This window comes from Acinetobacter sp. FB (genome assembly GCF_056033405.1).
Genome location: NZ_CM148502.1, coordinates 2,556,678 through 2,570,112 on the forward strand (window position 1 = coordinate 2,556,678; position 13,435 = coordinate 2,570,112).

The 13,435-nt window shown below is 37.5% G+C and carries 13 protein-coding genes; 9 read left to right on the plus strand and 4 right to left on the minus strand.

Annotated features, from left to right (window positions below; translation table 11 throughout):
* The first annotated feature begins 5 nt into the window (after positions 1-5).
* The 5 genes from AC0JIQ_RS12105 to AC0JIQ_RS12125 all read left to right on the plus strand — a co-directional run bounded on the left by AC0JIQ_RS12105 (position 6) and on the right by AC0JIQ_RS12125 (position 3,468).
* On the plus strand, positions 6-1,064 hold the full coding sequence (locus AC0JIQ_RS12105) for a hypothetical protein (protein ID WP_005217838.1): 1,059 nt from the start codon (positions 6-8) through the stop codon (positions 1,062-1,064).
* 118 nt (positions 1,065-1,182) lie between these two features.
* Entirely contained in the window at positions 1,183-1,902 is a 720-nt protein-coding gene (gene minC / locus AC0JIQ_RS12110; RefSeq protein ID WP_474201813.1) for a septum site-determining protein MinC, read from the plus strand.
* A gap of 65 nt (positions 1,903-1,967) precedes the next feature.
* Positions 1,968-2,780, plus strand: a complete 813-nt coding sequence (gene minD, locus AC0JIQ_RS12115) for a septum site-determining protein MinD (RefSeq protein WP_004663447.1) — start codon at positions 1,968-1,970, stop codon at positions 2,778-2,780.
* A gap of 2 nt (positions 2,781-2,782) precedes the next feature.
* A complete protein-coding gene (minE, locus tag AC0JIQ_RS12120) occupies positions 2,783-3,055 on the plus strand; it encodes a cell division topological specificity factor MinE (RefSeq protein ID WP_004663449.1) in 273 nt (90 codons plus the stop codon).
* A 125-nt stretch (positions 3,056-3,180) separates the two neighbouring features.
* Positions 3,181-3,468 (plus strand): PA4642 family protein, encoded by a 288-nt coding sequence (locus AC0JIQ_RS12125; RefSeq protein WP_474201814.1) that lies wholly within the window; start codon positions 3,181-3,183, stop codon positions 3,466-3,468.
* 43 nt (positions 3,469-3,511) lie between these two features.
* Here AC0JIQ_RS12125 and rhtC read toward each other — a convergent pair whose 3' ends face one another.
* Together rhtC and AC0JIQ_RS12135 are read right to left on the minus strand one after the other, a co-directional pair.
* Entirely contained in the window at positions 3,512-4,129 is a 618-nt protein-coding gene (rhtC, locus tag AC0JIQ_RS12130) for a threonine export protein RhtC (protein WP_004663452.1), read from the minus strand.
* A gap of 128 nt (positions 4,130-4,257) precedes the next feature.
* Positions 4,258-7,350, minus strand: coding sequence for a DNA translocase FtsK (locus AC0JIQ_RS12135; protein ID WP_474201815.1), 3,093 nt, complete (start codon positions 7,348-7,350; stop codon positions 4,258-4,260).
* Between the two features lie 282 nt (positions 7,351-7,632).
* Between AC0JIQ_RS12135 and trxB the strand changes: the two genes are divergently transcribed.
* The 4 genes from trxB to AC0JIQ_RS12155 all read left to right on the plus strand — a co-directional run bounded on the left by trxB (position 7,633) and on the right by AC0JIQ_RS12155 (position 11,903).
* Positions 7,633-8,583: a thioredoxin-disulfide reductase gene (trxB, locus tag AC0JIQ_RS12140; protein WP_474201816.1), complete on the plus strand. Its 951-nt coding sequence runs from the start codon at positions 7,633-7,635 to the stop codon at positions 8,581-8,583.
* 102 nt (positions 8,584-8,685) lie between these two features.
* A complete protein-coding gene (locus tag AC0JIQ_RS12145) occupies positions 8,686-10,242 on the plus strand; it encodes a methyltransferase regulatory domain-containing protein (RefSeq protein WP_474201817.1) in 1,557 nt (518 codons plus the stop codon).
* Between the two features lie 87 nt (positions 10,243-10,329).
* A complete protein-coding gene (gene aat, locus AC0JIQ_RS12150; RefSeq protein ID WP_474201818.1) occupies positions 10,330-11,061 on the plus strand; it encodes a leucyl/phenylalanyl-tRNA--protein transferase in 732 nt (243 codons plus the stop codon).
* A 26-nt stretch (positions 11,062-11,087) separates the two neighbouring features.
* Positions 11,088-11,903 carry an arginyltransferase gene (locus tag AC0JIQ_RS12155; protein ID WP_087537153.1) on the plus strand — a complete coding sequence of 272 codons (816 nt, stop codon included), beginning with the start codon at positions 11,088-11,090 and terminating at the stop codon, positions 11,901-11,903.
* Here AC0JIQ_RS12155 and rimI read toward each other — a convergent pair.
* Both rimI and AC0JIQ_RS12165 read right to left on the minus strand, forming a co-directional pair.
* Positions 11,889-12,350: a ribosomal protein S18-alanine N-acetyltransferase gene (rimI, locus tag AC0JIQ_RS12160; protein ID WP_208727734.1), complete on the minus strand. Its 462-nt coding sequence runs from the start codon at positions 12,348-12,350 to the stop codon at positions 11,889-11,891. The genes AC0JIQ_RS12155 and rimI overlap by 15 nt on opposite strands.
* A gap of 95 nt (positions 12,351-12,445) precedes the next feature.
* Positions 12,446-13,330: a metal-dependent hydrolase gene (locus AC0JIQ_RS12165; RefSeq protein WP_004663465.1), complete on the minus strand. Its 885-nt coding sequence runs from the start codon at positions 13,328-13,330 to the stop codon at positions 12,446-12,448.
* Between the last annotated feature and the right edge of the window lie 105 nt (positions 13,331-13,435).

Genomic DNA, 13,435 nt, shown 5'->3' on the forward strand with positions numbered 1-13,435 from the left:
ACCACATGACTCAGCAGGACTCACAACAGAACTCTAAATATAGCCTTGTAAATCCAAACAGTAAGTTTTTCAAACTGTTTCTTGTTTATGACATTTTCATGGTTTTTATTATAGTTTTTAATTTGTTCTGCTTAGGCATGAACTTTTTTCTAATGAGTAATATTGGAGCGTGGTTTTTCAATACGATCCATTTAGCCAGTGTACTTGAATTCTATCGTAGCTATTTGCACCCTTGGGTGATTACCACCGAAGCATGGTTTATTATTTTTTTAATCACTGAACTTGCCGTGCGATGGGCAATTGCGATTGTGAATAAACACCATGCTCGTTGGTGGTTTTTTCCATTTATTCATTGGTACGAAATCTTAGCGATTATTCCCCATTTACGTTTTCTACGCTTATTCCGCGCAGGTATCATTGCCTATCGTTTACATGAATTAGGTTATAAAGTTGTTCCAGATAATATTCGAATTAAGGCACTTTTTTATTACAGTGTCGTTATGGAAGAATTGTCAGATCGTGTGGTGATTACAGTTATAGATGGCGTTCGACAGGAGTTGGAAACCAGTTCAAGTCATAAAGATATTATTCATGACTTAGTGGATCATCATCGTCAATTATTTACTGTCGCCCTTTCTTCCCTATTGCAAGAATCTTTAGCAAAAACGCTCCAAGCACAACAACCGATCATTACGCAAAAAGTAGGCATTATTGTTAATCAAGCAATTGAGGATACGCCTGAGCTGACTCAATTATTACGTCTAATCCCAATCGTAGGTGGGCGAATTGAACAGCAAATTCAAAGTATAGGCCAACGTTTGGGTGAAAATATCAGTGCAGGTTTAATTGAGCCGTTTACCAATGGATCTGTAAATCAACCCAATGAGAATTATTTATTTATTGCAGAAAAAGTCAGTGAATTGAATATTGATAATAAATACTTAGAAGAATTGGTCGAATCAGTAGTATTTGAAAGTCTTGCAGCCATACGAAAACAAGTCAAAGTCAAACAATGGCAACAAACTTTACGTGAATATGATCAATTGGATAAAAAAGCAGAATGATTACAAGAAAATTTACCAATCTAGCTAGAGAATTCCTGTAATTTGTTCTAGCATTTGCTTTTATTTACAACATGCTTTAACACAATAGAGTGCTTAAAAAAGCCCTTAAGGATAAATTATGGCTGATATACGGATTACGGGCAGAATGGTGAATTTTAGTCGATTAACATTCGACACAAATGACCATAATGCGATCCGCCAGCAACTTACAAGCACCCTCAATGAAGGTTTCTATCTGGGAACCTTAGTCATTATTGACAGTACCGTTGAACAAGAACTGATTGCCTTAATTCAATTGCTGATTGATCTTGGCTTACAGCCAATGGCGGTAATTGATGGAATTTTAGGTGATGAAGCTCGGGCGATCCAATTTCCTGTACTGCCTGCTGATCAACCTTTACAGCGTATCAAAGCATCAAAAGAGCAAGTTGTTGCTCAAGCACCTGAAACAAATACTGAAACTCCAGAAATACAAACACCACAAAAACAAACACCGACCACGCATATCACCTCGTATCATGATGAGATTTTGCGTACTGGACAATGTTTGGTACAGGATCAAGGTGATATTATCTTGAATGCAGGTATGAATAGTGGCTCTGAAGTCATTGCGTCTGGAAATATTCACATTTATGGCAATGCTCGTGGTAGAGTCATTGCAGGTGCAGGTGGACACACTTCAGCTCGAATTTTTTGTCATTCATTAGAAGCAGAGTTAATCTCGATCGCAGGGACATATTGTGTCGCAGATGATATTCCTAAAGATCTGATCAAAAAATCCGTACATATTTATTTAAATAACAAGCAAGAGCTTGAATTTGAAGCCTTACAGTTTTAATTTAACTTATTAAACACCCAAAAAGCCCTTTTAGGGCCGTATGACCATAAATAGGAGTGGATTCGGTGGCCAAAATTGTTGTCGTAACGTCAGGCAAAGGTGGTGTAGGTAAAACTACAACAAGCGCATCTTTTGCAACAGGTTTAGCCCTACGTGGTCATAAAACTGTTGTGATTGATTTCGATGTAGGTTTACGTAATCTTGATTTGATCATGGGCTGTGAACGCCGTGTCGTTTATGACTTTGTCAATGTCATCAATAATGAAGCTCGCTTACAACAAGCCCTGATTCGTGATAAAGAAATCGAAAACCTATACATTCTTCCAGCATCTCAAACACGTGATAAAGATGCTTTGAGTGATGAAGGTGTTGCACGTGTGATTGATGAACTATCTCAAGAGTTTGATTACATCATCTGTGACTCACCAGCAGGTATTGAACGTGGTGCAATTTTAGCAATGTACCATGCTGATGAAGCAATCATTGTGACAAACCCAGAAATTTCATCAGTTCGTGACTCTGATCGTATTATTGGTATGCTTGATAGCAAAACTAAAAAAGTAGAACACAATGAAGGGCGTATTCGTAAACATTTATGTATTACACGTTTCAATCCAGAACGTGCTGATAAACAAGAAATGTTAACGATTGATGATATTTCAAAAGATATTTTACGTGTTCCGACTTTGGGTGTTATTCCTGAGTGTCCAAGCGTACTTCAAGCATCGAACGAAGGTAAGCCTGTTATTCTTTATGACGAAGCAAAAGCTGGTCAAGCCTACGATGATTTAGTCGCTCGTTTCCTTGGCGAAGATCGTCCTTATCGACACATTGCAGTACAGCCAAAAGGTTGGTTAGCTAGACTATTTGGAGCGTAATTATGGCAGGATTCTGGAGTAAACTTTTTAGCAGTGATGAAAAACCATCAAGTGCACAAACTGCCAAAGATCGCTTAAAAGTTATTGTTGCATCTGAACAAGGTTTAGGTCGCCGCTTGAGCCAAGACAAAATTGACCAAATGAAAAAAGAAATCATGCAAGTGGTCAGTCGTTACGTTCGTGGTGTAGATGAACAGCACATTCAAATGCAAGTTCGTTCAGAAGCAAATATCGAAATGTTAGAAATGAATATCAATTTACCTGAAGATCGATAGAAGTTTTTTCATTAGCGATTTTTCGCAAATAAAGGCAAAATACATTGCGACTGAACAAAGCCATGCTTTGTTAATTATTCAGTCCCGTATTTTGCCTTTATTATTTTAAGACTGAGGAGATTGTCATGGCATTATCACAGCCAGCAACTTTCAATGAAGAATGGTCAGATGAGCGTGTTTTTGCCTACCTCAACCAACTTCCACCAGCAGATGTTAATGCTGACTTCCATGTACTCTATCATGCTTTCAAACATATGCGCCCTTTCGACTATGAGCGCTTGATTACCAAATTTTTAGCTGATGGTCGTGATTTACATGCGACTAATCCTGAAGGACAGCGTATTCATGATGTGATTGCTCAATTTCCACGTCAGAAAGATGGTTTCTTAGAAGTCTTAGCAAAATTTGCTTAAGATAAAAAAGCCTGCTTAAAGCAGGCTTTTTTATCTCTTTATTTTATCGACTACCAATCAAATAAACGCCCAGTAAGGTAAAAATCCCACCAGAAATACCATCAATCCATTTTGCAAAATTTTGATATGCGGTTCTGAATGTAGGTAATGAGAATACAAAGGCTACCACTAAGAACCATAGCAAGGTCTCTATCGCAATAATAATAAAAAGCAAAGAGTGATGCTGATCAAATAAAGGATTGGCTAAGAATAATGAAAATACACTACCAAAATAAATCACTGCTTTAGGATTCGATAAGTTAGTCAGTAGACCTTTCATAAAAAACAAATAAGGTGACTGTGGTAATACTATCTGTTTGATGCTTTGCTCACCTTTTGAAAAAGCTGAACGAAGCATTTGGTATCCCAACCAACATAGATATAAACCACCAGCAACTAAAAGGCCTTGTTTTAGCCAAGCCATCTTTTCAAAAATAATATTCAGTCCCATCAATGCTAAAAGTGACCAGACCATTGCCCCCAAGCAAATACCAAATGCAACCAATACCGCATCCTTACGAGAACGGCTGACAGCAGTTTGAGAGACTAAGAAGAAATCAGGTCCTGGAGTGATAAGCGCACAAAAATGAATAAAAATGAGTGTACATAATGCAACAAACATGGCTCACCCTTTAGCTTGAATTTTTAAACAATAAGCTTAAATAAAAAACGTGATTATTACCATATAAAATTGATAAACCTATAACAATAAAGCCCCTAAAGAGGGGCTTTATTAGTGGAATATTCTTATTAAACGAGAATATCACGTTTGCCGTTAGCTCCCATTGAACTTACGATCCCGTTCTCTTCCATTTGATCAATAATTCGTGCAGCTCGGTTATACCCCAAACTAAATTTACGTTGTAATGATGATGTTGAAGCCTTGCGCGTTTCAAGTACAAAAGAAACACACTGATCATAAAGTGCATCACGATTAGGATCACCATCACCATCTTCAAAACCACGTGAAGTCGGTTCTTCATCAAATGGGGTTAAGATTTCATCAACATAATCAGGCTCACCACGTTCACGCCAAGCGTCACAGATGCGGTTCACCTCATCATCACTAATAAACGCACCATGCACACGCTCAGGCTCAATTTTACCCGGCCCTAAGAATAGCATGTCACCGTGCCCTAATAGATCTTCTGCCCCGCCTGCATCAAGGATTGTTCGAGAGTCAATTTTACTATTTACACGTAATGCAACACGTGTTGGGATATTCGCTTTAATCAAACCTGTGATGACGTCAACTGAAGGACGTTGTGTTGCAAGTAGTAAATGAATACCTGCCGCACGAGATTTCTGTGCAAGCCGAGTAATCATCTCCTCAGCTTTTTTACCAACTTGCATAATCATGTCAGCGAATTCATCTGCAACAATCACAATCGATGGTAAAGGAGCTAATCGTGGTGCACGCTCCCCTACAACTGAATCACTGGCTTTCCAAGTTGGATCAATCAAATCGTCACCATTGGCAATCGCTTCTTCCACTTTGCGGTTATAGTCAGCCAATTTACGAATTTTTAGAAAAGACATTAGCTTATAACGACGTTCCATTTCATTTACACACCAATTCAATGCGCTTACAGCATCTTTCATATCAGTAACAACAGGTGTTAATAAATGTGGAATATCATTGTAGTTAGCTAATTCAAGCTGTTTTGGGTCGATTAGAATTAAACGCAATTGATCAGGCGTGTATTTTAACAACATCGATAAAATCATTGAGTTAACAGCTACTGATTTACCTGAACCAGTTGTTCCCGCAACTAACATATGCGGTGCTTTGCCCAAATCAGTAATCACAGGATTACCTGAAATGTCTTTTCCCATCGCCATCGAAAGTAAACCCGCTGGGTCTTCAAATGCAGGTGTCTTTAACAACTCAATCAGTCGAACCATTTCACGGCTGCTATTTGGGACTTCAATGCCGATATAAGGTTTTCCAGCAATCACCTCAACCACACGAACAGATGCCATTGACATTGAACGTGCTAGATCGCGTGAAATATTGGTCACTTTAGATGCTTTTACACCCGGTGCAAGATCTAGTTCAAAACGTGTCACGACAGGCCCTGGTTGAGCCTCTACCACTTGAGCTTTGACGTTAAACTCTTGTAATTTAATTTCTAGAAGTTCAGACAAACGAGCTAATTGTTCAGCTGTAAAGTTCACCTTTTTATTCGGATCTACCTCGTCCAATAATTCTAAACCTGGCAAAGTTGGTAAATCACGACGTTTTTGAGCCACTTGCATCGCACGAGACATTGGGCGACCAAATGAATCTGTTAACGGCGCGTCTAAATCAAAATCATCTTCGATATCAAAATTTTCTTCAACTTTACCCGCAGTTTCTTGCCATGCTTCAATAAATGCTTCTTTTGATAAACTTTCTTTAGGTGTTTCAATCTCAATAGGTGCTTTTACAAAAGCCGAAGACTGCGCGTAGCTCGAGCTCGGAGTTTGCAATACAGATTGCTGTTGTTTGTCTTCAATTAACAAATCATCAAATTCATCAAAACTTTCATCCAAAATACTTTGCTTATCATCAGAGATCATGTTTTTGATCATATGATGCGACTGAACTGCCGTTGCTTGCGGTACAGATTGAATTTCTGTTGAATCTAACTCAATATCAAAGTCAATTTCATCACTTTCAATTTTTGCCGTTGATCGCGTTTCTTGAATAAATGGCTTATGTACATCCGTAGCCGTTTTACTATTAGGAACAGCAGCCAATAATTCATCAAATATTTGGTCATCATTCCAATCGACTGGACTCTGATGAGGACGTTGTGCTGCCGCAGAAGAAACTTCCGTTGCTGCGTGTACATATTGAGATGAAGGATTTATAGCATCATCTGCCGCTCGCAAAAGTGCATCAATTTCTTGTTTATGGCTCGCATCATCATGTTGTAATGCACGCCATACTTCACCTGTTTGAATTAAACGCTGACTATCGGCTTCAAGTTGATGTGCTTGTTTTAAAGTTTGCTCAAAATCTTCTGTTGATAATACTTCTTGTGATTGAACACTTTGCTGCTCTTTGGCAACAACATCAGCAAATAGTTTTTCAGCTAATAATTGATGATGTACATTGTCTGTCGATGCTGTTTTAGCTGCAATGCTCTGCTGTGCATTTTGGGCTGTATCATTCGCCTCTAGAATATTTGAATCAGCCGCTTGGACTGGAGCTTTTTGCTTTATAGCTGGTGTTTCTGTTGAGGCTAATTGTTCAGTCAAATCATAAGCAGATTCGTGTTGAGGTATATTTTTATAGAACAAATCTTGTAAATATGCTGGCGTATTTTTTAATGTTGCCCAAGTTTTATTCCATTGAATACCAAAAGCTAAAGTGAATAATAAAATACTAAAAGCAAGTAAAAAAAATGTTGCACCATAAATGGTTAAAAGTTGAGAAAGACTCTGACCTAACTCATAACCAATAATGCCACCTGCTGCATTTTCTAAAGTATCTGCTGGAACATTCCAATGTAGATACAACAAACTAGAAATGGACAGAATCAAGAAGAACTGTGCTGCATAACGAAATGGACGATTTAGAAAACTTCTAGGCCACCACACTTGAATTGCTTCGATAAATAGAAATAAAGGAATGAACAAACTTGCCCACCCTAAAAAACCGAATAACAAGTCTGCGATCCAAGCACCAGCGATACCACTTGCATTTGAAACCTGTTGCGTATCACTGGAAATATGCATCCAACCTGGATCAAAAGGTGTGTAGGTTACTGTGGCAAGAAATAAATAAATGCCAAAAGAAATCAAAAATAATGTCATTAAAAAGCGTTGCGCATAAACACTTGACACCGCAGTCATATACAGTCCTGTAACCCAATTCGTTATTTGTTTGTATCTTTTAAGGCTTAAGCTACCTTAATCAATAAGTTTTACATTATGCACTCGTTCTTACAAAAAAGATGCACGATTGTTTACTGTTGTTGTTAACATCGACGGTTGATGCAAAACATCAATGAAAGATTAGTAAAAACTAATTATCATATAGCCCAATTCGATTAAGTATATCAATATTATCCAACCCACTCCCCTGTGGATTCACGTATAATTTTAACAGTTTCAATATAAAAAGGATGTTCTTTAATGAGCGCTCGTCACTCACGGTTAATTATTTTGGGTTCTGGTCCTGCAGGTTATAGCGCGGCAGTTTATGCAGCGCGTGCCAACCTTAAACCGACACTGATTGCAGGCTTGCAATTAGGTGGTCAATTAACAACGACCACTGAAGTTGATAACTGGCCTGGTGACCCTGAAGGATTAACTGGTCCTGTGTTAATGGAGCGTATGCAAGCTCATGCAGAACGTTTCGGTACAGAAATTGTCTATGATCACATCAACGAAGTAGATCTTAAAACTCGCCCATTTGTCTTAAAAGGCGATATGGAAGAGTACACGTGTGATGCGCTAATTATTGCTACAGGCGCAACAGCACAATATTTGGGTCTCGACTCTGAAGCTGCATTCATGGGGCAAGGTGTAAGTGCTTGTGCGACTTGTGATGGTTTCTTCTATAAAAACCAAAATGTCATGGTTGTAGGCGGCGGTAATACTGCTGTTGAGGAAGCGCTTTATTTATCGAATATCGCTGCTCACGTTACTTTGGTTCATCGCCGCGATAGCTTGCGTTCTGAAAAGATCTTACAAGATCATCTTTTTGCTAAAGAAAAAGAAGGTAAAATCAGTATTATTTGGAATCATCAAGTAGATGAAGTTCTAGGTGATAAAACGGGTGTAACTTCTGTTCGCATTAAGTCTACACAAGATGAAACAACACAAGATATTCAAGTACAAGGTCTATTTGTCGCAATTGGACATAAACCGAATACAGGAATGTTTGATGGTCAATTAAACCTACGTGATGGTTATATTCAGGTGCACAGTGGAACTGCTGGGAATGCTACAGCAGCTTCAATTGAAGGTGTATTTGCAGCTGGTGATGTAGCAGATAGTATCTATCGTCAAGCAATCACTTCAGCAGGATCAGGCTGTATGGCAGCGTTAGATGCTGAAAAATATCTCGACAATTTGAAGTAATTTTTAAGAAACAAAAAACCACCAATTCTTTGGTGGTTTTTTATAAAAACATCCATACAATCAAAAACATGATAATTTAATAATAAGATTGGTGGTTTTCGAATGACAACAACATGGACTAATGGCTATCAAACAGAAGTAAATTACACTTATGGTTATTACCGAGATCTCAGCCCTAATTTTCAAAAGTTTTGCTTACTCCTTAATGGAATAGAAAGTCCTGAAGCTCAAGAGAATCAAACGCATTGTGAACTTGGCTTTGGTCAGGGTGTCAGTATTAATATTCATGCTGCAAGTAATGAAGCGCTCTTTTACGGCACTGACTTCAATCCAGCGCACGCCGCCCATGCCAATCAACTCGCCGAAAAATGTAAAACTGAACATTATTTTTATGATGATAGTTTTGAGGAGCTACTCCATCGTTCAGATTTACCAATGTTTGACTCTATCAGTCTACATGGCATTTGGAGTTGGATTAGCTATGAAAATCAATATATTATTTTAAAGTTTATTCGAAAATTTTTAAAACCGAATGGTATCGTTTACATCAGTTATAACTGTGTTACAGGCTGGGCAGCAAATATGCCGATTCGTGAACTGTTTCATAGCCATTTTAAATTCAATAGTAAAAGTACCAACCCACTACAAAAGGTGAATGAAGCACTCAAATTTAGTGATGAGTTGCTTAAACAAAATCCTATTTTTGCACAAAGAAATCCAAATGCTCTACAAAAAGTCGCAGATTTAAAACAACAAAATCCAAACTACTTAATTCATGAATATTTAAATCAAGATTGGCAATGCTTCTCCTTTCAACAAATTGTCAGAATTTTAGATGAAATTAAGCTTTCTTATGCGGGTTCGACAGATCTCAGTACTCATCTTGATAACATTAATTTTTCCGAAGAACATCAACAATTTTTAGCTGAGATTGAACATCCTATTTTTAAAGAGCAATGCCGTGATTATTTTGCTAATACGCAATTTAGACGAGATCTTTTTATTCGAGGAAAAAACAATTTAACACCACTTCAAATACAAGAACGACTACGTAATAAAGCTTTTGTCTTATTGATAGCCAAAGAAAAATTACCGAGTAATATTACTGGGCTATTAGGTACCTTTAATTTAATTGAAGACATTTATCATCCAATTGGTAATAAGTTTGCGGAGAAAAATTATCATCCTTTAACAATTACTGAATTGGAACAGAGTTTTCCTGAATTAAGTTATGCAAAAATCCTGAATGCGTTAGTCATACTCTGCCATTTAGGTTTAGCTCAACCCTGTCAAACACTGACACCTAATCATGAAATCATATACAAATGCCATGAGATGAATCACTATTTATTAAGCCAAGCGAGTTTTCATCAAAATTATAGTGTGTTAGTAAGTCCACTAACCGGAATTGGAATTCCTACAGAACATTTTCATCAATTATTCTATCGTGCATATTTTGTAGATGGTTTAGAAACAGCTGCTGAATTTGCAGATTACGTTCAAAATGTAATTACTCAACTGGGTTGGCTGGTTTTGGATAAAGATGGCAATACCATTACAGATAAAGACCAAAGCATTCAAATGATTCAAACCAAAGCACAGCAATTTCTAGATAGCCAAAAACTTCAAATTGCAAAACAACTACGCTTATTCAATTAATGACAGTGTCAGGATGGGAATCGCTAGAGATTGCCATTCTGATGGAGTTCAGTTAGTTTAGAATTATTGTTATTTGCTCTTTTTGCTATGCAACAGCTTCCTTTATCACAATATATTTTTCCAAACCCTATCGAAGCTGATCCTGAAGGACATGGCTTTATTTGTATTGGTGCAGACTTATCACCTGCTACATTATTTGAGGCCTATACACATGGTCTCTTCCCTTGGTTTAACGAAGATGAACCGATTTGTTGGTGGAGTCCTGAACCACGCTGCATTATTGAGCCTCATGCATATAAACCCAGTAAATCACTAATTCGAAATATGAAAAAACATGATTATCGGATTACAGTAAATCATGCTTTTGAAGATGTAATACGCTCATGTTCACTCCCCCGCAGCTATGCCAATGAAACATGGATTAGTGAAGATATTATCGAAGGCTATTGTTCTCTATTTAAGGCGGGTTATGCCTATAGCATTGAAGTCTGGCAACAAGAAAGATTAGTTGGTGGACTATATGGCGTAACGATAGGTAAAGGCTGTTTTGGTGAATCGATGTTTAGTACAGAAACAGATGTCTCTAAAATGGCTTTCTATACACTTATGTTGATCGGTCAAGAAAATCAGCTTCCTTGGATTGATTGCCAACTAGTCAATGATCATCTTTTAAGCTTAGGTGCGCGTACACTTTCTCGCCAAGTCTACCTAAAATCGTTACAAGATGTAATTATTGCACCCTCTATCAATTGGAAAAGTTATCAAGAACGTGTATTTTCAAGTAAAACAATAGCAGTTTTTGCAAAATTAGACGGTTAATGGATTAACACCTTGGAGGGAGATTAATGAAATCATACCAACCCAAGTCCCTTTTAAATGACTTACAGTACTATATAACACCGCCACACGACTGCAGTTATCTCGATAACAAATCAGCTCGAATGGTATTTTTAGATCCAATTCACCGTATTGATGTGGTGACATTGTCTGAACTTTCACGTGTCGGTTTTCGACGTAGTGGCGATTTTGTCTATCGACCAGAATGCCATTTATGTCGCCAATGTTTATCTTGTCGCGTTCCAATTCAAGAATTTAAAATGAATAGTAGCCAGAAGAAGGCATGGAAACGTAATCAAGATTTAAAAATGAGTATTTTGCCAACTTCGCAAGCCACTCAACAGCATTATGATTTGTATGAGCGTTATATTAACGAGCGTCATGCAGATGGCGATATGTATCCAGCAACATTAGATCAGTTTGAAAAATTCCTCGTTCACAGTTGTACAGAAAGTTTTTTCATCGAACTTTGGGATGATCAGAAACTTATTGCCGTTTCTACTTGTGACTTAATGGATGATGGTCTCTCTGCTGTATATACTTTTTTTGATCCTCAAGAACAACGTCGTTCACTTGGTGTTTTTGCGATTCTTAAACAAATTGAATATGTCAGCACTTTAAATTTAGATTACTTATATTTAGGTTATTGGGTGCCTCACTCAGCTAAAATGAACTATAAATCACAATATACGCCACTGGAATTATTATTAGATGGACAATGGCGTCGCCTTAACCGCCCACTCTCAGAAAAAGAGATTCATCAACTTGGAAACTCATTAATGACGACACTACCATCGGAGTGGGATAACTTAATTATTAAATAAAGCAGCAAAATCATCAGTGCATGTTTTGACCATAATCACAGCATGCTCTTTTGTACCATCTAAATTTGGATAATAATTTTTGCGTAAGTCTATTTGATGAAAGTCCGTTTTTTCATACAAACGAATTGCAGCAAGATTGCTTTCACGTACTTCTAAAAAAATTTGAATCGGATTATTTTTTAAAAGTTGAATTGAATAATCTAGCAACTCGTATCCAAGACCTTTGCCCTGTTGGCTTGGATGAATCGCCATCAGTAATAAATTGGCCTCATCTAGAACAGGCTGCAAAATACAGAACCCAACGACCTGATTCGACTGCTCATAGACCGTGCACTGATACGAAGCTAAAGATTCTTGAAATTGTTGTTTCGACCAAGGATGTGTTTGTACTAAGCGCTCAATTGCAACAACACTCTCTACATCGCTCTCTTGCATCAATCGAATCACGATCTATCACTCTATAAAATATTGACGCAGATTATCAGCAATTTGATTGTAAATTTGAATAAAAAAAAATGGGCAATTTTAATTGCCCATTTTAGTTAACTCATATTAAAGCCTAATTCGGCGCGCCATTTATTCAATAATGCTGTTGTATCATCATCATTCGGATGGAATTTTGGTCTTAAAAATGCCAATAACGTTGGAATTTGACGTGTCATAAAACCTTTGTAGCCATACATGAACTTGAGCATATATTTGGTATCTCGCCATGTAAGTTTACCATCAGTTTTTAAAAGAGTCGCAGTGAAATATGACTGGGTAATAAAAATTAAACCCATTGCAATCACTAAAGCTAATGAACGCATAAAATAAGCTTTAAATCCTTGCCCATACATCGCTTCATAAACGTCAAATGCCACCGCTTTATGCTCATTTTCTTCAACTGCATGCCACATCCATAAATGGTACATGGTCTCATCCATAAACATGGATTGAATATCTGGGTTGGACAATAATTCTTCAGCAATCGTTGATGTAAAATGTTCCAAAGCACAAGTACCCGTTAAACCGATCATCTCTTTTGTAAAACCAAATGGTTTTAATAATTTAGTACTTATAGCAACTCCATACTGAATCACTTTACCTGTTTGCGCCTCCAATTTACGCACATCATAACCATAAGCTTGAGCAGCTGCATTAAAAGCCAAGTGTTCCTTTGAATGCATTGCTTCTTGTCCAATAAAAGCACTAATTTCTTTTTGTAATCTAGGATCAGCAAGTTTTGGATCATTTCTAACTGCACGGGTACTATTCACAAAAAATTGTTCACCCTCTGGAAACAGTGCTGAAAGTGCAGTCATAAAATGAGTTAAAGCAGCATCTCCATTTGCCCAATACCGTGGAACTTCGCCAAACTCAAAATCCATTCGGCGTACAGGAAAACTAGCGCCAGCGCGGTTTGAAATATTGACCTTAGCATTCATACCTTCTTCTCCTACCCAATGGATATATTTGCTTAAAAATTATCTATGGTTTATTTATACGCTTCTTTGAACGCATTAAATAAGTGCAGATAAGGTCAGAAAAGC